General features: G+C 53.0%; 11 protein-coding genes and 4 pseudogenes. 7 read left to right on the top strand and 8 right to left on the bottom strand.

The annotated features are described in order from the left end of the window. Positions 1-3: 3 nt before the first annotated feature. Positions 4-294 (bottom strand): helix-turn-helix transcriptional regulator, encoded by a 291-nt coding sequence (locus RRF56_RS00615; protein WP_317033473.1) that lies wholly within the window; start codon positions 292-294, stop codon positions 4-6. Between the two features lie 572 nt (positions 295-866). Here RRF56_RS00615 and RRF56_RS00610 point away from each other — a divergent pair. Then, positions 867-2375 (top strand): serine/threonine-protein kinase, encoded by a 1509-nt coding sequence (locus RRF56_RS00610; RefSeq protein WP_317033472.1) that lies wholly within the window; start codon positions 867-869, stop codon positions 2373-2375. Positions 2376-2501: 126 nt separating this feature from the next. Here the strand turns inward: RRF56_RS00610 and RRF56_RS00605 are convergent, their stop codons facing one another. Next, positions 2502-2843: a hypothetical protein gene (locus RRF56_RS00605; protein WP_317033471.1), complete on the bottom strand. Its 342-nt coding sequence runs from the start codon at positions 2841-2843 to the stop codon at positions 2502-2504. Between the two features lie 304 nt (positions 2844-3147). Here RRF56_RS00605 and RRF56_RS00600 point away from each other — a divergent pair, with 304 nt between their 5' ends. Then, positions 3148-4659 carry a serine/threonine-protein kinase gene (locus RRF56_RS00600; protein WP_317033470.1) on the top strand — a complete coding sequence of 504 codons (1512 nt, stop codon included), beginning with the start codon at positions 3148-3150 and terminating at the stop codon, positions 4657-4659. A 63-nt stretch (positions 4660-4722) separates the two neighbouring features. Continuing rightward, entirely contained in the window at positions 4723-6204 is a 1482-nt protein-coding gene (locus RRF56_RS00595; RefSeq protein WP_317033469.1) for a serine/threonine-protein kinase, read from the top strand. 25 nt (positions 6205-6229) lie between these two features. Here RRF56_RS00595 and RRF56_RS00590 read toward each other — a convergent pair whose 3' ends face one another. Continuing rightward, entirely contained in the window at positions 6230-7444 is a 1215-nt protein-coding gene (locus tag RRF56_RS00590; RefSeq protein WP_317033468.1) for an IS1634 family transposase, read from the bottom strand. 148 nt (positions 7445-7592) lie between these two features. Between RRF56_RS00590 and RRF56_RS00585 the strand changes: the two genes are divergently transcribed. The 4 genes and pseudogenes from RRF56_RS00585 to RRF56_RS00570 all read left to right on the top strand — a co-directional run. After that, entirely contained in the window at positions 7593-8138 is a 546-nt protein-coding gene (locus RRF56_RS00585) for an ISAzo13-like element transposase-related protein (RefSeq protein ID WP_317033467.1), read from the top strand. A gap of 40 nt (positions 8139-8178) precedes the next feature. Next, positions 8179-8448, top strand: coding sequence for an ISAzo13-like element transposase-related protein (locus RRF56_RS00580; protein WP_410510477.1), 270 nt, complete (start codon positions 8179-8181; stop codon positions 8446-8448). A gap of 42 nt (positions 8449-8490) precedes the next feature. Beyond that, positions 8491-9562 (top strand): annotated as a pseudogene (locus tag RRF56_RS00575) (IS630 family transposase). A gap of 39 nt (positions 9563-9601) precedes the next feature. Beyond that, positions 9602-9871 (top strand): annotated as a pseudogene (locus RRF56_RS00570) (ISAzo13-like element transposase-related protein); the annotation flags it as partial. A gap of 5 nt (positions 9872-9876) precedes the next feature. On the opposite strand, the pseudogene RRF56_RS00565 reads toward RRF56_RS00570, so the two are convergent. The 5 genes and pseudogenes from RRF56_RS00565 to RRF56_RS00545 form a co-directional block, all read right to left on the bottom strand. Beyond that, positions 9877-10326, bottom strand: a pseudogene (locus RRF56_RS00565) (DUF4277 domain-containing protein); the annotation flags it as partial. A 555-nt stretch (positions 10327-10881) separates the two neighbouring features. Beyond that, positions 10882-11007: pseudogene (locus RRF56_RS00560) on the bottom strand (integrase core domain-containing protein); the annotation flags it as partial. A gap of 104 nt (positions 11008-11111) precedes the next feature. Further along, entirely contained in the window at positions 11112-17534 is a 6423-nt protein-coding gene (locus RRF56_RS00555; RefSeq protein ID WP_317033465.1) for a PAS domain S-box protein, read from the bottom strand. Between the two features lie 886 nt (positions 17535-18420). Continuing rightward, positions 18421-18657 carry a hypothetical protein gene (locus RRF56_RS26255; RefSeq protein WP_410510476.1) on the bottom strand — a complete coding sequence of 79 codons (237 nt, stop codon included), beginning with the start codon at positions 18655-18657 and terminating at the stop codon, positions 18421-18423. 206 nt (positions 18658-18863) lie between these two features. Continuing rightward, positions 18864-19790, bottom strand: coding sequence for a cation diffusion facilitator family transporter (locus tag RRF56_RS00545; protein WP_317033464.1), 927 nt, complete (start codon positions 19788-19790; stop codon positions 18864-18866). Positions 19791-19992: the final 202 nt, after the last annotated feature.

Below are 19992 nucleotides of genomic sequence, written 5' to 3'. Positions count from 1 at the left end.
CCCTCATGCTTTTAGCATCCTTGAGGGCAAGTATTTTCCTTGGATTGCCCGACTGCGCTCCCGTAGGGCTCCATTAGGTGACTCTACTAACTGGTTCAGCAAAGTTTCAATTTGTCTGAGTGCTAAGGGAGAAGGGGTGGCATGTCCGTTTTCCCAACGATTGATGGTAGGAAAGGAGACTCCAAGTTGAGCCGCAAACTTCTCCTGGGTCAGTTTTAAGGTTTGCCGAAGCTCTCGAATCAGTTGACCAACGGCAGGCTGCTCAATCCCTAAATAGTTTTGATGAAAAGCCACAGCACTCACACTTTATAAAGTCCTTTACTGCTGTTAGCATAATTAGTCTCAGGAGGAATTCATCTATCTCTAGGCATAAGTTGTCCATAGTGTCCCTAAGTGAGTGCAATGTCGACAAGCAAGAACCAGGCGACAATTGTGGCGTGCACTCTCGGCTACGAAGAGCTTTAAGAATAGTAGAATTGCCTAGGCTAGTTGCCCGCGCCGCAGAGTGGCACCATAATCTCTCTCGGCAGCTCTTTCGTGAAACGTTCCAAAATCTGTCCAGTGCTGGACAATAACCACGCAGCTATGCAGGGTCTCCTGTGGCGATAGGGGTGGGGTAAGCCAGTTCGGCTAGTTGCGCGAGCAGGCAACTACTCAACCCACGCCGCCCTGATGCTTTTGCATCCCCACTGACCTCGTACTTGGTGAGTAGACGCGACAGAATGGTGGGGTTGTAGTAAGTGACAGAGTTCTCGGTAACCGTGCACATTGATTGCTGATCTCAGGGGTGAACCCCATAAAGCTGGGTACCTTTGATGCAAAGATGCCAACAGCATCCGTATCGTTGAGATCAAAAAGGTTTACCAATGGCCGATTTCGATGGCAGTGCTGACAGTCCGTTTGTAAACCAAATCTTGCAGGATCGCTATCAAATTCGAGCAATGCTAGGTCGCAAACCCGGACGGCAAACGTTTTTGGCGCACGATTTACAAAACCAATTGCCTGTTGTCATTAAACTCTTACTATTTAGCCCAGATTTTACCTGGGAGGATTTGAAATTATTTGAGCGCGAAGCAGAAACCCTTAAAGCTCTTGATCATCCATCGATACCCCAAAACCTTGATTTTTTTGAAGTAGAAATCGAGTTCGGCAAGGGTTTTGCGCTGGTACAAAGTTATATTGAGGCTCGCTCGCTCCAACAATGGGTACAGGACGGATGCAGATTTAGTGAAGCAGAATTAACGGCAATTGCTAAAGATTTGCTAGATATTTTGGAGTATCTTTACCGCCTTCAACCGCCTATCATTCACCGCGATATTAAGCCGAGCAACGTGTTGCTCAAAAACCGCAGCGGCAATAGCCCTGGTGAGGTTTATCTGATTGATTTTGGCTCGGTACAAACAGCCGCTCATGGTGGCACGGTAACAGTGGTTGGCACCTATGGTTATATGCCACCCGAACAATTTGGTGGCCGATCGTTACCCGCATCCGATTTGTATGGTGTCGGTATGACTTTAATTTATTTGGCGACAGGTCAACATCCTGCTGATTTGACTCAGAACGATTTACACGTCGAATTTAAGCATTTGACATCCCTCAGCGAGTCTTTCATTGATTGGATCGAGTGGCTAACGAACCCAAGTCTAGCTAAAAGACCGGAATCAGCACAAGACGCAAGGCTACACCTTCTCAAGCCTCATCAAGAGCCAAAAGCGGCATTGACCAAACAAAAAAACCACTTAGGGACAACAACACGTCCATCCTCATCCTCTATTTTCGTGAAAGCAACTCAAACCACTCTCCAACTAAAAGTACCATCAAGGCAAATCCAGTATATCTTTACAGCTTTAGATAGCAATAGAAATCAGGCATTATGGACTTATTTAGCACTAGCTTCAATGATTTTATTATCTTATCTAGAGCTAGTCTCACTGCCGTTTTTTGCAACACCTTTCAACAAGTTTTGGGTTACATTATTGTTTCTGGCTTTAGGTTTACTAGTAGGTTCTAGGATAACGTTTTTAATGCAACAACCTAGACGTCAAATTTCAAGTCAAGGCGAAGCGCTGGGTCATCGCTTTGCAAGTGCTAGAGTTTTACCCAATACTAGTACTAATATTACACTTCAAAAAAAGAATAGGGCAGTTATTGTTACTCTTAACCTGCTAGAAAGTGTGGAGTCGCCTGTAGTTTTTCAAGACAGACTAGTAGGTATTTCTGTTGACGCGGAGACCTTGACCCGCTATCGGCTCAGCTTAAAATTCCTATCTGATGACCAAATGATTGTCGTCGATGGCGATCGTCAGGAAATCGAATGGCTCTGCAATGGGTTAAGCGATTGGGCAGGCATCCAGGCCAAGTCTTGGACGTTATAGCAGAAGCTGGCTAGGGCAGCAGACTAGGGATCGGCAAGTCCCAAGGGCGCGTTGCGGGTAGGCAGTTTCGCTCCAGGTAAGCCAGTAGCTCACGCTGCAGCGACCTGGTCGATGGTGCTGTACTGGTCAGGGATGCGGGTACCAAAACTCTAGCGCCATTGCTGGCAGTCCTACTAAGGCTTTGGGATGGAATCCTTCAAAGCTTTTTATAAGCTCCACCATGCCGGGCGTGTCAATAGTGGGGCTAGACTGCGCGATCGCGGCATTAGGGTTGAGCGGTAGATGTAGCACGTCAGCATAATGCCTGACCCATTCACCGCTGGCCAACTCTTTTAACCCGGTAGTCGAGGTGAGCGCCTGTGCTGTGCTGTGATCTGTATTGCTAGTGATAGCAAATTGCTCACCGCTGCTGTAGCCCCCAGGTGTACTGCTGGCCAAGTGTAGCCAGAGGTGTGTCTGATTGCCCACGGGATAGGGCCCAAAGTAGTGAAGCTGCGATTTTGGCTCATTTAGTTTCTTTGTGTTGGCTGGATAGCTGCGCGCGCAGGCAACTACTCAACCCACGCCGCCCTCCCTGATGCTTTCGCATTCCCACTGACCTCGTACTTGGTGAGTAGGCGCGACAGAATGGCAGGGTTGTAGTAGATGACAGCGTTCGCGATCAACCGTGCATATTGATTGCTGATCTCGGGGGTGAGCCCCATGAAGTTGGGTACCTTTGATGCAAAGATGCCAAAGGCATCCGTAGTGTTCAGCTCAAAAAGGTTTACCAATGGCCGAGTTCGATGGCAGTACTGACAGTCCGTTTGTAAACCAAATCTTGCAGGATCGCTATCAAATTCAAGCACTCCTAGGTCGCAAACCTGGACGGCAAACGTTTTTGGCCCTCGATTTACAAAACCAATTGCCTGTTGTCATTAAACTCTTACTATTTAGCCCAGATTTTACCTGGGAGGATTTGAAATTATTTGAGCGCGAGGCAGAAATCCTAAAAGCTCTTGCTCATCCAGCGATACCCCAGTACCTTGATTTTTTTGAGGTGAAAATTGAGTTTGGCAAGGGTTTTGCGCTGGTGCAAAGTTACATTGAGGCTCGCTCACTTCAACAATGGATACAGGACGGATGCAGGTTTAGCGAAGCAGAATTAATGGCAATTGTCAAAGCCTTAATAGACATCTTGGAGTACCTTCATCGCCTTCAGCCGCCTGTCATTCATCGTGATATTAAGCCGAGCAATGTGTTGCTCAAAAACCGTAGTGGCAATAGTCCTGGTGAGATTTATCTGATTGATTTTGGTTCGGCACAAACAGCCGCTCATGGTGGCACGGTAACAGTAGTTGGCACCTATGGTTATATGCCACCCGAACAATTTGGTGGCCGATCGTTACCCGCATCCGATTTGTATGGTGTCGGTATGACCTTAATTTATTTGGCGACAGGTCAACATCCTGCTGATTTGACTCAGAACGATTTACACGTCGAATTTAAGCACTTGACAACCCTCAGCGGACCTTTCATCAGTTGGATTGAGTGGCTAACAGACCCAAGCATAACCAAAAGACCGGCAACAGCACAAGACGCAAGGCTACACTTTCTTAAGCCTCGCCAAGAGCCAAAAGCGGCATTGATCAGACAAACAAAACACTTGGGTATAACAACACATCCCTCCTCCTCTATTTCCCTGGAGATAACTCAAACCACTCTTCAACTAAAAGTACCATTAACGCAAATTCGATATTTCTTTCCGGGTATGAATGACATCATGCAGTTTTGGGCTTATCTACCACTAGTCCTCCTGATGTTCCCCGCTTATCTAGAACTAGTCTCACTGCCTTTCTTTGAAACACCTATCAGCAAATTTTGTCTTGCTTTGCCGTTTCTGGTTGTAGGCTTTCTGATATCTTTTTCTAAGATATTACCTACATTTCAAGTTCCAAGACTAGCGAAAGCGCTTGGCAATCGCTTTGAAAATGCTAGAGGTTTACCCAATACTAGTGCTAATGTTACATTTCAAAAAAAAGATAGGGAAGTTGTTGTCACTCTCAACCTGCTAAAAGGTGTGGAAAAAACTGTAATTTGTCAAGGAAGACTGATAGGCATTTCTAATGACGAACCGATCCAGACCAACAATAATTTTTATTTCAGATATCAACTCGGCTTGTACTTTCCAGATAATGATCAAATGATTACCATCGAAGGCGTTCATCGGGAAATTGAATGGCTCAGCAGTGAGTTAAGCAAGTGGACAGGTATTCAAAAAATGCCTTGGAGGCAACCTTTTTGAGTGGGTAAGGTTTGAGTAACCGCTGACATTGATCTACTTCAATCACCTCAAAAAGGTTTACCAATGGTCGAGTTCGATGGCAGTGCTGACAGTCCGTTCGTCAATCAAATCTTGTACGATCGCTATCAAATTCAAGCACTGCTGGGTCGCAAGCCTGGACGGCAAACGCTTCTGGCGCACGATTTAAAAAACCAATTGCCTGTTGTCATTAAACTCTTACTGTTTAGCCCAGATTTTACCTGGGAGGATTTGAAATTATTTGAACGAGAGGCAGAAACCCTCAAAGCTCTTAATCACCCAGCAATACCCCAACACCTTGATTTTTTTGAGATTAAAACCGAGTTTTGCAAGGGTTTTGCGCTGGTACAAAGTTACATTGAGGCACGCTCACTTCAACAATGGATACAGGACGGACGCAGGTTTAGTGAAGCAGAATTAACGGCAATTGCTAAAGACTTAATAGACATCTTGGAGTACTTTCATCGACTTCAGCCGCCTGTCATTCATCGTGATATTAAACCGAGCAATGTGTTGCTCAAAAACCGTAGTGGCAATAGTCTTGGTAACGTTTATCTGATTGATTTTGGCTCGGCACAAACAGCCGCTCATGGTGGCACGGTAACAGTGGTTGGCACCTATGGTTATATGCCACCCGAACAATTTGGTGGCCGATCGTTACCCGCATCCGATTTGTATGGTGTCGGTATGACTTTAATTTATTTGGCGACAGGTCAACATCCTGCTGATTTGACTCAGAACGATTTACACGTCGAATTTAAGCATTTGACAACCCTCAGCGAGCCTTTCATCAGTTGGATTGAGTGGCTAACAAACCCAAGCCTAGCCAAAAGATCGGCATCAGCACAAGACGCAAGGCTACATTTTCTCAAGCCTCGTCAAGAGCCAAAAGTGACCTTAACCGTACAGAAACTTTTCTTAGGTACAACAACACGTCCCTCCTCCTCCTCTATTTCCCTGAAGGCAACTCAAACCACTCTTCAACTAAGAGTACCACTAAATCAAATTCTATATACCTTTCCAGGCGTGAATGACAACTTACTGTTCTGGACTTATCTAGCACTAGCCTTAATAACGTTTGCAATGTTTTTTATAGATTTTCTGTTTACTTTGTTTCTTATGTTGCTTACTGCGGTTCTTCCATTTCTTCCATTTCTTCCAATTCTCCCAATTCTTATAGTTATAGTGCTCAAAGGGTCAAGCCCAAGGAAAGTGCTTGATGTGTTCTTGATGAACGTTAGAGGTTCATTCAATAATACTAGTGCTAATATTGCATTTCAAAAAAAAGATAGGACAGTCTTTGTTACTTTCGACCGGCTAAAAGGTGGGGAAAAAATTGTAATTCTCCAAGGAGAACTAATGGGAATTTCTGCTGGCGCGGCGAACCGAACCAGCTATCGAATCAACTTGAACTTCTCATCTAATGATCAAATGATTATCGTCTACAGTACTCGTCGGGAAATTGAATGGCTCTGCAACGAGTTAAGCGAGTGGGCAGGCATTCAGGCCCAGCCTTGGCCGTTATAGCCGACATTCCGCAGGTTGACAGGACTTAATTTAGGAGATAGTAGCGGCAGGCCGGGAAGCCCATGAGACGGATGATGTTGCGTCGTTCCTCAGATAGGTTGCTGACCTGCTGACCTGCGTTTATCGAAACGAGGTGAATCGCCTGGAACGTCTGCAAAATCCAGCGAAAGGTTGGGATGGACGTCGGGCGTTTCTTTTGGTCAAGCACCGTTTCACCCGCTTGAGCCAATTGGGCTCTGAGCTGGCGCTGACCGAGGCTGTAGACCAGCAGAGTCAAGGCCATCACGAGGGCGAGAGCTTCGACCCGTTGGGGCTTTTTGACAAAGACACTACTGGTGAAGAAGAGGGGGTCTTTGAGGAAACGAAAGCCGCGCTCGACCTGCTGCTGCTCCTTGTACTCGCGCAGCAGCCGTTCGGCAGGATAGGCCTGCGCGTCCAGGACATTGGTCGCCAGGATGAAACGACGATGGCGCTGTCGGCACTGGGCCTCGTACTCAGCGGTGCGCTCCAGGGTCGCTTGCCACTGATACCCTATCGTGGCTGGCTCTGACGGGTTAGCGCGCTTGGGCCGGCCGGGGGGGTGCTTGGCGGCAACCGGCACCAGCGCGACTTGAGTGAGCTTGTAGCCGGTGAGGGTGTCCTGAAAGCGCATCAGCGCCTCCATGGCATCGGGCTTACAGGCAAAGGTCTGGCTGCACAGCTGTTGCAACTGCCGTTGCAGCCCCTTTTTCTCCTTTTCGAGGGGCTTTAGCCAATCGTCCGACTCACGACGGTGTGGGCTTTCCACCAGAATCCAGCGCTGCTCCACCCCGCCGTAGGTCTGCCGTTGCTCCCATAGCCGATAGCCCTCCAGCTCACAGGGCATCTCCATCAAGGAGTCAACGCTACTATCGACCAGGGTTTGAGCAGCCTTGAGGGTCACAGGCACCCGGCTCAACCACGGCAAACTCCCTACTGCCTGGAGGTTAGGTTCGCTATAAAACGCTGCATCAGCCACCATCAGCGCAGGCGTCTCCCATTGCTCAGCAAACGCTGCCATCAGCCCCGCAAAGGTCTGACTGTCAGTCTCATTACCGCTGCCGACCTTAAACCACACCGGAATGCCACCTTCGGCCGTACAAATCAAATTGACCAAAAACTGCTTCAAGTCGGGGCGATGGTCTCTCGAATAGCCCCGACAAATCTCAATCGCCTGGGGGGCCTCGGAATCGGTCTCTGACGCTACGTTAGAGTAGCCCATGTAAATGATCATCCATTAGATTAGGCAAGACCTGTGCTGTTCTCCCACTTAGATGATGGATGATGCCCCTCTAGTGTTAACCGATAGCCTCAAGGCGTTATTGAAAGACACTGCAACCCGACTGAAAGGAACAGAGCGCCGACAGTTTATGGCGCAAGTGGTTCAATCGCTGGGTCGCGGCGGGGCCGTGAAAGCCGAACGGGAGTTGGGCTGGAATCGGGGCACGGTTCGAAAAGGCCTTTTTGAACTGAACCACGGCCCAATTGAGGATGCCTTTGCTCAGCGGGGTCGCAAGCCCGTAGAAGCTAAACTGCCCCAATTGCTGTCTGATATTCAGGCGATTGTCGAGCCTCAAACCCAAGCTGACCCAACGCTCACCAGTCAGCGGCTGTACACCCGTCTGAGTGCGCCTGAGGTGCGCCGCCAGTTGATGGCGCAAAAAGGCTATAGCGATGCTGAGCTACCGAGTGACGAAGTGATCCGCCAGCGATTAAATCAGTTGGGCTATCGCCTGAAGCGGGTTGCTAAGACCAAGCCTCAAAAGGTGATTGCTGAAACCGAGGCGATTTTTAGCGAAGTGAATCGGGTCAACCAAGCCGCCGATGCTGATGCCCACACCCTGCGGCTCTCCATTGATGCCAAAGCGACGGTCAAGGTCGGCGACTATGACCGAGGGGGGAAAAAGTCGGGTTAGCTCTCGAGCGGCTGACCACGATTTTAAGCCCACCGCCACCGTGACCCCGTTTGGCATTTTTCTGCCCCAATACAACCAACTTTCATTGGCGTTAGTGACGTCAAAACTGACCGCAGACTGCATCGTCGACCGATTAGAGGACTGGTGGCAGCAGGTTAAAGCTCAGTTCCCCCACATTCGTCGTTGGGTGATTAACGCGGATAATGGCCCCGAAAACAACTCTCGACGGACGCAATTCATGCACCGGTTGGTGGCGCTCGCTCAACGCGAGCAGATTACCATTCAACTCGCTTATATCAAGTCCGGCTAATCGACCTTAGAATAGTAGGGTTGAAAGACGAGGATAAGGGTGATGGGACGTCGTCTTACCCTGGCATCATATTTGAGCACCGAGGAACTCGAACAGCGTTATAAATCGGCTAAGAGCGGGATTGAACGAGGGCATTATCAGCTGATCTGGCTATTGCAATCGGGCAAGAGTACCGCTGAGGTCTCTGAGATGACCGGCTACAGCCGAGCCTGGATTTATGAAATCGTTAGAAGCTATAACCGTCAAGGCCCGGCGGCGCTTGGCGACCAACGGCAGCACAATCAGGGCAATGGGCAAGTCATTCTTGAAGATGAAATGCAAGCCTTACTGTACCAAGCCTTGCAAGAGGAGCCTCCGGATGGCGGCTTTTGGAATGGACGCAAGGTGGCCGACTGGCTCAGTGAGCACCTAGGCCGTTCGGTTCATCGCCAACGGGGGTGGGAGATTCTCAAACAGATGGAGTTCTCTCTCAAGGTACCTCGACCTGAGCATCAGCACGCCGCCACCGAAGAGGAGCAGTGGGTGTGGGAAAAAAAATCTGCACGCTCAACTGACGGAAATCAAAATGGCCCATCCCGACGCCGACGTGCAGCTATGGGCCATGGACGAACATCGCTTGGGGCTCCATCCCATCCTGCGTCGGGTGTGGGTCGATAACTGGCTTGGATCGCTCAGTGCTCCCGTCCACTGTCGCTATGACTGGTTTTGGCTCTATGGCTTTGTCCATCCTCGCAGCGGACAAACCTACTGGTGGCTGTTGCCTCGAGTCACTATCGACCTGTTTAATCGGGCCTTGGCTGATTTTGCCGAACACTTTGGCATTGGCCCCAAGCACCGAGTCGTGCTGGTCATGGATCAAGCTGGGTGGCACACCTCAGAGCAGGTGGTCGTACCCGAAGGTCTACACCTGGCCTTTCTGCCACCGTACTCCCCGCATATGCAACCGGCAGAGCGACTCTGGCCTATCCTCAATGAAGCTTTAGCGAACCGGGTGTTTGAGACCTTAGATGACCTCTTGGAACGGGTGGAGCAGCGCTGTGTACAACTCCTAAACCTCACCGATTTCATCTCGGGCTTGACTCAGTTCCACTGGTGGAAGGCGTTTCAATGCTAAGTGTGGTTCATTAAGCGGACTTGATATTACTACCCGCCCTATCACAGCAAATACAATCCTGTAGAGCGCACCTTTGGGTGGTTGGAGCAGCATTGGCGAGGCAGTTTATTGAACTCCATCGAGACGGTGGTACGGTTCGCTGAATCCTTGACCTTCAAGGGCAACCGCCCTACCGTCAGTCTCGTGACCCAACCCTATGAAACCGGCGTTAAGCTGACCCAATCAGCGATGGCAGACCTGGAAAAGCAGTTCCGTCGTTTACCAGGGTTAGATAAGTGGTTCGTCGAAATCACCCCACAGTCCGCTTAGTAAATGGATGTTTTATTTGTTGGAACACTCTTAGACCCGTTCGCAGACGGGTACTCGCCGTCGAGAGCAAAGGAGGTTGAGTCCAGGTGCCCCTGACTAACGCTGACCCCAAAGCGCTGAACCGCCTGCATCGCCACCTTCAGAAAAAACAGCGTCGTGCCGTACTCAAACAGGCGATCCAACACTCGCCCCAGGCGGTCATCGTTGAGATGCGCCGCTGTGATGCCAGGCCCCAACAGGTGCTCTACGGGTTTGCCTTCGAAAAACTCGCTGACTAGGTACAACGGCGCGCTGACAAACCCCAACCCATTGAGAATCATCGCTTTCAGCACTTGCCCTGGGCTGATGTGGTTCAAGCTATGCTTGCCGAGCAGCTCGTCGGCGAGGTCTACCATCCCGATCTCATCCACAAGCGCGGCGACTAAGCCTAAGTGATCCAGGTTCTCTATCTTCAACGCGCGATCCCAATGCGTGCCCTGAGCTTATCCTAACTGCCCTAAATATCCATTTCGTCAACCTGCGGAATGTCGGATAGAAGCTCTACCCCTACCTACGCCCCAGCCCTAGCGATCTGCCGCTTCAAGCGATCGCCTGGGTGCGACTCATCCAGGGCATGGTAAAAGCCATTAGCTAAATAGGAAGCTAGTAAAAAGGGAAATTCACCAAAAAGCCATTTGACTAATGTACCAAGTGATCTTTTAATTGTTTAGGAAACCATGGTATTTCTGAGGAAGCTTTTGGCTCTAATCCGATGCAGACCATAACGATCGCCTCCTTCAATGGGGGCCAGGGGAAGAGCAGCACGGTGCTGACACTAGGGAAGATGCTTTCGGAGGCTACCGAGTCCTGTTGGTGGACTGTGAGCCGCAGAGTTCGCTGACCTCCTGGCTGCTGAGGACGTATCTTGACCCCAACTTGAACAGTGTCCGGGTGATCTTGACTCAAGGAAGTGGACAGGTACTTTAGGCTGCGCTCAGGCTATTCAAAGAGCACCAATAGTTTTCTTCAAACTACACTGGGGACAGATATCCAAGGGTCGAGTGCAACCGTTGTCGGTTGTAAAAGACCTCAGTCCATTCAGCAACAACTGTGCGGGCCAGGGCACGCGTTGAGAAGATCCTAGGATGAATCAACTCGGTAGCGTTTTGTTCTTTTATAGGGTGTTCTACCGTTCTTGACAGTGCGCTCACTCTGGCAATAGGGACATCGCATTGGCTAAAAGGCCATCACTGCCTACATTCTAGCCGTCACCCGTTAGAAAACCAGTGCCCTTTGAAACCTGCTGAAGGAGGGTGTGGATGGTGTCAAAGGCAAAAATTTCAAGTTGCTGATGTAGAAGTGCTGCCAGAGGTCTGTTGTTGAGGGCGATTTGCTCGATGATCTCGGCCAGAGATTCGCTATCGAGTTTGAGTGTGGCATCGTAGAGCTGCGCCAAGAGTTTCTGGGGTAGGGTGCCTAGGGCCGCGATCGCATTGGTATCGTCCATAGGTGCAGTGGCCACCCTCTGGGACGCTGCGCGATAGACATAGTCAACACCAAGATGTTCGGCCATTTTCAGCAGTACGTGGTTGAGCTGAAAGGGTTTGCTGACAAAGTCATCGCAGCCCTGGGCCAAGGCCAGAGCGCGATCGTCTGCAAAGGCATTGGCGGTGAGGGCAATGATTTTGGTCGGTGCTAGGGCAGCCGCCTGTTCCTGGGCGCGAATGTAGTGAGCCACCTTGCAGCCGGTCATCATCGGCATTCGCATGTCGAGCCAGATCAAATGGGGGTGCCAACTTTCCCACAGGGCGATCGCCCCCTGGCCATCCTCGGCCTCATCGACCTCAAAGCCCACGGAACGCAGCAGTTGACTGAGCAGGTGGCGGTGGGCCGAGTCATCGTCGGCCACCAAAATGCGGTAGGTCGGTTGCCCGGGGACTAGCTCGGCGACCTGGGCCAGGGGCGCCTCTGGGGCCGGGACGGTTTTCCCTTCGGCTACCGCCATGGGGATGGTAAAGGTAAAGGCAGAGCCCAACCCCGGCTCACTCTCAATGGTGATCTCACCGCCCAGCAGGCGCACAAACTGGCGACTAATGGCTAGCCCCAGCCCAGTCCCTTCGTGGATGCCCGCACCCTGGTGAGCCTGGACAAACGGCTCCAGCAGCCGGTTGAGGTCTGCCGTGGCGATGCCAATGCCGGTGTCAGTGACCGTAAAGCTGATTGACAGACGGGAGCCTACCCCTGGGCGATTGAGCCAATCTTGGGTCGCAGCCACCCTGAGGCAGATTTGCCCCCGGGCAGTAAATTTAACCGCATTGCTGATCAAGTTGATCAACACCTGGCGCAGTTTAGCTTCATCGCTGTGCAGATAGCTCGGTAGAGCCGGATGGCGATTGACGATCAGCTCTAGCCCCTTGCCCCTGGCTCGCACATCAAACAGATCGGCTACAGCGTTGAGCAGGGCATCGAGATCGAAGTCAACCGGGTTGAGGCTGAGCTGCCCGGCCTCAATTTTGGCCATCTCCAAAATGTCGTTGATCAGCTCCAGCAGGTGTTCGCCACTGCGGTTGATGATCTCCAGTGACCGGTGGTTGGCGCTGCCTAGGTCGGCTTCGCGGGCCATCAGCTGCGAAAACCCCAGGATGGCGTTGAGGGGTGTACGCAGCTCATGGCTCATGTTGGCCAGAAACATGCTCTTGGCCTGACTGGCCGCTTCAGCCAGTTCCGTGGCCTGTCGCAGGGCCTGGGTGCGGTCTTGTACCCGCTGCTCTAGCTCTTGGTTAAGGGTCTTGAGGGCGTCTTCGGCCAGCTTGCGATCGGTGATGTCAAAGACAGTGCCCACCACCCGGAAGACGGTGCCCGATTGGTTGAGCAGCGGAGTATAGGTGCTGATTATCCAGTGGGGTTGCCCATGGAAGTTGATGTTTTCTTCAAAGCTAACGGCTTGCCGGGCGGTGATGCAGAACTGATGGCGCTGTAGAAGTTCGGCGGCTTCGGCGGGGGCAAAGACCTCGGCTAGGGTTTTGCCCGCGATCTCGGCGGTAGATTTACCCAGCAGAGCCTCCCCAGCAGGGTTCAGCCCGTCCATGCGCACGCTGCCATCGGCCCCGACTTGGGAGACAAAAATGGGCTGACTGACCCCTTCGTAAATGCTGCGCAGAAACTGCTCTTGCTCCCGTAGTCTGGCTTCAGCCTGTTTGCGGTCGCTGATGTCTTCATAGCAGCCCAGCACCCCGATCACCTCGCCGTTGGCGTTGGTCAGCGGAATTTTGCTAGTGAGAATCCACCGCTCCCCGTCACTACCCCCGCTCATGGGTTCTTCGTAGCCCAGTTTGGGGGTTTGAGTCGCTATCACCTGGGCATCGTCGGCTTGGTAGGCCTCAGCGTAGGCGGCCCAGGGCATGTCAGCGTCGGTTTTGCCCACAATCTGCTCTGGGGTGAGCTGAAAATCTCCCGAGAAGGTGGCGTTGCAGCCTAAAAAGCGTGACTCACGGTCTTTCCAAAACACCCGCTGAGGAATGGTGTCGAGCACCAGTTGCAGCATCTGACGCGATTCTTGCAGGGCGGTTTCAGCCTGTTTGCGATCGCTGATGTCTTCGTAGCAGCCCAGCACCCCAATCACCTCGCCGTTGGTGTTGGTCAGCGGCACTTTACTGGTGCGGGTCCAAATGTTGGGGTCGGTCGGCAGTGACAGAGGTTCTTCGTAGTTGATCTGGGGGGTTTGGGAAGAAAAAATCTGGGCGTCTTCTTGGTGATAGCGGTGGGCATGGACGAAACCGAGGTCGGCGTCGGTTTGGCCCACAATTTGGTCAGGGGTATGGGCTAGATCGCAGGCAAAAGCCGAGTTACAACCCAAATAGCGCGATTCACGATCTTTCCAAAACACCCGCTGGGGAATGGTGTCGAGCACCAGTTGCAGCATATTGCGCGACTCCTGGAAGGCTTGCTCAGCCCGTTTGCGATCGCTGATATCATTCACTACCCCCAGCAGGTACTGAGGCTGCCCCAGCCCGTCGCGCACCAGAGAGCCCGCTAGAATCACCCACAGCAGGCTGCCATCGGCCCGCAGGTAGCGTTTTTCCATCTCAAAACTGGTGACTTCGCCGCTCAGCAGGCGCTGTACATTGGCGTCGTCGTCGCCAATATCGTCAGGATGGGTGATGTCGCGGTAGGTTTTACCCCGTAGCTCTGCCATGGGGTAACCTATCATTTGACAAAACTTTTGGTTCACCTGCATCATTTGGCCGTCTAAGCTGGCTTCAACAATGCCCAGGGCCGACTGCTCAAAGGTGCTCCGAAAGCGGGCTTCGCTCTCCTTGAGGGCCAGCTCCGCCTGCTGGCGTTCGGCATCAAGGCGCACGCGATCGCGAATATCCCGACACATCGTGGCCAGGCACACGGGCTGTTGAGTATTTGGTTCATAGACAGTGAAAATGATTTGCTCAACGGCAATGGTTTCTCCGGTGCACTGGTGCTGTAGAGTGGTCTCGCCCCGCCAAAAGCCCTGCTGCATGGCTATGGGCAGAGCCTCTTGGGTTAGGGTGGCTGCCGCCGCCGGGTTGTGAAAGTTGGTCACGGGCTGGTCGATAGGCCCCTCTAGGGGCAGACCTAGCAGCTGCCGCCCGGCCCGATTGATGTAAGTGGCCTCGCCGTTGAGGCTGGCGGTGCCGATGAAGTCGGTGCTGTTCTCTACGATGGCGGCCAGTTTTTCGATCTCTTGGGTGCGCTGCTGCACCCGCTGCTCTAGCTCATGGTTGAGCTGCTGGAGAGCCTGCTCTGCCCGTTTGAGATCGGTGATGTCGGTGGTGGTGCCAACGATCAGGGTGGGCTGCCCCTGGTCGTCGCACTGAATCTGCCCCCGCGACAGCACCCAAACCTCTGAATTGTCCTGGTGGCACAGCCGGTACTCCGCCACCAGGTCGGGCCGGGCGGCGGGGTCAGCGATCACCTCAGCCAAAAAGGAGCGAAAAGTGGCGGTGACGAAGCCCCGATCTTCGGGGTGGATCAAGGCTAGGGTCTCGTTTAGACCGAAGGCCAGACTGACCTCAGCAAGATTTGCCGAGGTTGGTCGGGCCGGGTCAAGGTCTGCATTTTCTGGAAAAAGCAGGACGAATGATTCGGTTGAGTCATTGGCCAGGTCAGCTTCGGTGTAGCCTGCCAGGGCTTTGAATCTGGGGTCTAGATAGCCCCGGCCCGTTTTGAGATTTAACTCCCATACCGCCGATTTGGCGGCCTGGGTGGCCCGGCGGTAGCGCTCTTCGGCCAGGGCTAGGGCCTGCTCGGTACGCTTGCGCTCGTTGATGTCTTCCACCGTGCCGACAATCCGCACGATGTCGCCAACGGCATTGCTCACTGGAAATGCCTGGGATCGGATCCAGCGAAATTGGTCGTCGCGGCCCTGGAAGCGGTACTCCTGCTCAAACGAGATGCCCCGAAATAGCTGTTGGGCAGCGACGTCAACTCGATCGCGATCGTCGGGATGGATGTGATTGAGCCAGTAGGCCATGCCATTCTCAGCCAGGGCATCTAGGTCAACCAACTCGTTAAAGGCAGAGTTGGTGTACTCGTATTGTCCGGTCTGCCCATCAAAGACGTAAAAGCCCTCCCGCACGGTTTCGGCCAGCTGCCGGAACCGGGTTTCGCTCTCTTGCAGGGCGAGCTGGGCGGTTTTGCGCTGGGTGATGTCGTACATTACCCCGGCGGCACCGAGGAGTTGACCGCCTGGGGCATAGATGGTCTGGCCTGTATCGGCAATCCATCGATGGGTGCCGTCGGGCAACACCACACGATATTCGTAGGTCACCGCCCGCCGATCAGCCTTCGCCTGGCGCAGTTCATACTCCACAATGGCCCTGTCCTCAGGGTGAATTGCCTGGAGCCAGTGGTCGTGGGTCAGCGGTTCTATGCTGGGGTCGATGCCCCACAGGCGATAGCCAATGTCATTCCAGCGCAACTGGTCTGCAGCGGCATCCCAACTCCAGATGGCAATCTGGCCAAAGTTGAGAGCCATCTGCAACTGATCCTGGCTCTGCTTCAGGGCGATCTCCGCCGCCTTGCGATCGCCGATATCTACCATTACCCCTAGCATCTTCAGGGGCTGGCCCTGGTCGTCGTAGACGCCGTGGCCCCGGCTCAGCACCCAGTGGACGGTGCCATCGGGCCACACCACCCGGTATTCCATCTCTAGGGGGGTAGCCGTGGCCATCGCCTGGGCAAAGGTCGCCTCCGCACGATCGCGATCGTCGGGGTGTAGAGCATCGCGCCAGACGTGGTAAGAGACAGGCTGGGAGCTCGGCGGCAGGCCCATTAAGCGGTAGTGGCTGTCGCTCCACACCACGACGCTAGTGACCACGTCAAATTCCCAACTGCCGGTGTTGGTCAGATCGAGGGCCAGTAGGCGGCGCTGCTCACTCTCGCGCAGGGCAGCTTCGATCTGACGGGGGGCAGTGGTGTCCTGCACCACCCCGAGCACGTACTCCAGGTCGCCCGTCTCGCTGTAGTGGCCTTGGCCTTTTACCCAGCGCCAGCCGATGCTGCCGTCGCTCAGGCGGTAGCGGTACTCGTCTGCAAACGGCTGACGGTTGGCCAGGGCGGTCTGCATACTGGCCTCCACCCCTTCCAAATCGTCGGGGTGAATGCGATCGCGCCACTGTTGGTATATATCCGGTTGGGCCAAGTCGATCTCCAGCAGGTCGCCCATCGGCCCCGTCCACTGGTGCTCGCCAGTGGCGGGGTACCAGCGCCAGGTGCCAATGCCGGTAAAGGCCAGGGTGAGCTGGAGCTGCTGTTCGCTCTCCTGCCGGGCGATCTCGGCGGTTTTACGCTCGCTAATGTCGCGCACCAGGGACAGCACCAGGTCGTCCTGGTAGGGCACTATCCGCACCTCTTCGTACTGAATGCGATCGCCAAAGCACAACTGCTGCTCAAAGCCCTGGGGTTCCCCCGTCGCCAGGGCCTGCTCAATGCCCTCCAGCCACTGACGGGCGACCTCGGGCGGAAAAGCCTCAGTCACATTGACCCCCACCAAGTCAGCGCAGGCGACGGGCACTAACTTTCCGGTAAACCCGTTAAAGGAAAAATCGACGTATTGCCCCTGGGCATTCAGCACCGAGGTGATATCGGGCAGCGCCGAGAGCAGGGCTTGCTGTTGGGCTACATTGGCCCGCAGGGCCAGGTCGGTTTGCCAGTAGTCGGGCAGACCGACAGGGGCAGACGGGCGGGCACTGTCGGTGCAATCGGTAAAGTCGGCCATGAGCTGGTGGGCGGCCTCCAGCTCAGCCTGCAGCTTGGCCAGGGCCTGCTCGTGGCGGTAGCGCCGCAGCGCCTCCCCTAGGGTCAGCCGCAGATCAATTGGGTCTAGGGGTAGCGCCAGACAACGGTAGAGCTGCCCCGGGGGAATCAACCGCTCAACTGCTGCCAACTCGGCTGATTCGCCAAGGGACAGGGTCAGCGCCTGGGGAAACTGCCGGTACAATGGCTCCAGCCATGCCGCCTCGGTCAGCGCTTGGTGGGCGACCACCAGAGGTAGCTCTAGGCCACCAGCAGCCAGGGCTTGCAGTTGGGCGATCGCCGCCGCTACCGTAGAGGCCACCACCACGCTGACCTTTAGGTTAGTTTGGGCCAGTTGAGCCGCTAGTAGCTGCGGTGTCAGCGGGTCAGCATCGATACAGAGAATGGTGACCATACCTAGGGGAGAGGGGAAGTAGAGGGCTTAAATCAGGGGTGAGGCGGTTCAGACCGCATTATGCCAGGTGTAAAGTTATGTTGCCATTTTGGCTAAGGTTGCCCTGTAGGCGGGGCTCATACCAAACAGTGAAATCCTTTGACAGCTTGGTTTTGAGGACGTTGAATAGCGCCTTTTCGCCCTCGCTGGACTTGGATGGGATGGATTCGGGAATGGTGAGAGCCATAGATGCTGGGATGGGCCGGTGCAGTTAGTTATCCCCAGAACAGAGGCAAAGCTTAGCAAGCACACCGTAAACACACCAAAAAGCCTTTTTAGTTAAACCTCGGGTAATGGCAACCGCAACTAGATAGGAAGATGATCGCTCACCTCATGCTCAAATTTTCTAAAGAAGTCTTTCTTGTCTTGGTTAGTTAATCTCTCGATAGGCGGAACCGCAAGGACTTCACGAAAGAGTGCAACAAAATTCACGACATCATAATCTGGGCCTTGGGGTAGTTAAGGCCCCATCTCTGGTTTTTGTCATAAGAGGGAAAACGCGGATTATGGCTGAACAGGCCAATGTGGTCGAATGTTTCACTCAAACGTGCATTGGTACGGAATGGTTCAGTAAAGCCTTTGTGTATATCCAAAAAAGGAAAGTTTACGTTGATATCGCTGCCAGCGGCCTGCATATTTTGATTAAAGGTCTTAATGTGTCTCTCAATGCGAGGTCGATCTCTCTCTAGATTGCTGAAGCATAAATTGAGGTTGTCCATGAGAATAAAGTTTGGAAAACTTGTATTGTCTTTCTCCTTTACCCTACCTAGAATCTACTCCAGTAGGGTTCAAATTCTTGACGGCGATCTTCAACGGAATTACCAAAATAAAGATGGGTTAGTGCACTTTAGTGAAGGATAGAGGAAAAGATGAGTTCTTCCCGTTCTGCCAGCTTCTTTCTGACTTGGCGATTGTAGTCAAGATCAAACTGCGCCTGATTGGCAAAGACACTCGCGAGCTTGTCTACATTCACCTGATCGACGCGAAACAGCGCGACTAGAAAGAGGGCTAGAAACCTCAGTTGGGAACCGTGCCAAGGCAGGTGGGGTCGCAGAGCGGCTTGAATTCGGGTAATCTCGTTCATGAGGCGGGCGATGGTAGGGGTGTGGTAATTCCTAGCTCACCGCCTCTTCCCTTGATCTGTCAAATCCCCTTCAGCTCTAGCGTTCTGCTTTCATTCCAAGTTTTGTCCCTGTACCTTGGTGTGCTTTATCCACACGCTTACCTGGGGCTTTACTGAAAGCCCCTCTACTCGCCTATCCTTGCAAATTGCTTCGCAGCGGTGTTCTTTTAATCAGCTCCATCGAGAGAGGCCGCTTCAATAAAGATGCGGTTCACGTCTTGATGGGTGGTGCGAATGCTCTGCTCGATACGGCGTACCGCCGCTTCAATCTCATCGGCAGAGAGATGATCGCAAAATTCGATATTCATCGCCAGCATGATATCTCGAGGGCCGAGATGCAGGGTAATCGGTGGCCCCATGTCAGAGACAGACTGGTCAGCCTTGACGAGGGTTTTGATGCTGTCTCGCACCGCTAAAGAAGCGCTTTCCCCCATCAGTAGGCTTTTAGTTTCGATGACCAACAGAATGGCGACTACGGTGAGCAATAGCCCAATCAAGATGGACGCAGCGCCGTCATAGACAGCATTGTTGAACACCTGGGTGAGCACAATCCCGGCGAAGGCAATAGAAAGGCCAACCAGCGCAGCGGCATCTTCCACAATGACAATAAATGAGCTGGGATCTTTACTGTCGCGAATGGCCTGCCATAAACTCACCTCAGCTTTGCGGGGATAGTTTTTGTTAAACTCCCGGATAGACACGGTTAGGGCTAAGCTTTCAAACACGGCGGCAGTGGCCAGCACGATATAGCTGACTAAGGCATGATCACCGACCTCAGGGTGTTGAAAGCTATGCCACCCCTCATACATCGACACGCCACCCCCCAGAGCAAAAATCAGCACCGCGACCATCAGCGACCAAAAATACAGTTCTTGCCCACGACCCAGGGGAAATTGCTCGCTGGGCGGAGCTTCGCTTTGCTTCAGGCCATAGAGTAGTAGCAGCTCGTTAACAGAATCGACCACGGAGTGGATGCCCTCTGACAACATGGCCGAGCTGCCGCTGATGGCAGCACCGACAAATTTGGCAATGCCAATGGCGATGTTGGCTCCCAATGCGGCATAGATTGAAACTTTGGATGCACCACCAGCCATGCTTGTCTTCTCATACACGCTTAACTCATTGTAGGGGCGTGCTCACCTCAGCCAGAGGCCGTGGTGAATTGTAATCAGGCCAAATCTTATTGGTTCGGGGGGCTGACATCTGAGGTGCATGTCAGCCGCGGCGGCTAGAGCCGCCAATTCCTCCGTTAAGTTGGCAACGATGTCGTTTAACTACGTGAGAGGGAAATCACCC

This window comes from Nodosilinea sp. E11, from assembly GCF_032813545.1.
Taxonomy (GTDB): domain Bacteria; phylum Cyanobacteriota; class Cyanobacteriia; order Phormidesmidales; family Phormidesmidaceae; genus Nodosilinea.
This window is presented reverse-complemented; position numbering and strand designations above follow the sequence as displayed.

Coding starts and splice junctions, on each gene's coding strand:
- RRF56_RS26255 (WP_410510476.1), bottom strand. CDS start 18,657: ATGAACGAGATTACCCGAATTCAAGCCGCTCTGCGACCCCACCTGCCT.
- RRF56_RS00555 (WP_317033465.1), bottom strand. CDS start 17,534: ATGGTCACCATTCTCTGTATCGATGCTGACCCGCTGACACCGCAGCTA.
- RRF56_RS00595 (WP_317033469.1), top strand. CDS start 4,723: ATGGTCGAGTTCGATGGCAGTGCTGACAGTCCGTTCGTCAATCAAATC.
- RRF56_RS00610 (WP_317033472.1), top strand. CDS start 867: ATGGCCGATTTCGATGGCAGTGCTGACAGTCCGTTTGTAAACCAAATC.
- RRF56_RS00590 (WP_317033468.1), bottom strand. CDS start 7,444: ATGGGCTACTCTAACGTAGCGTCAGAGACCGATTCCGAGGCCCCCCAG.
- RRF56_RS00600 (WP_317033470.1), top strand. CDS start 3,148: ATGGCCGAGTTCGATGGCAGTACTGACAGTCCGTTTGTAAACCAAATC.
- RRF56_RS00545 (WP_317033464.1), bottom strand. CDS start 19,790: ATGGCTGGTGGTGCATCCAAAGTTTCAATCTATGCCGCATTGGGAGCC.
- RRF56_RS00585 (WP_317033467.1), top strand. CDS start 7,593: ATGGCGCAAGTGGTTCAATCGCTGGGTCGCGGCGGGGCCGTGAAAGCC.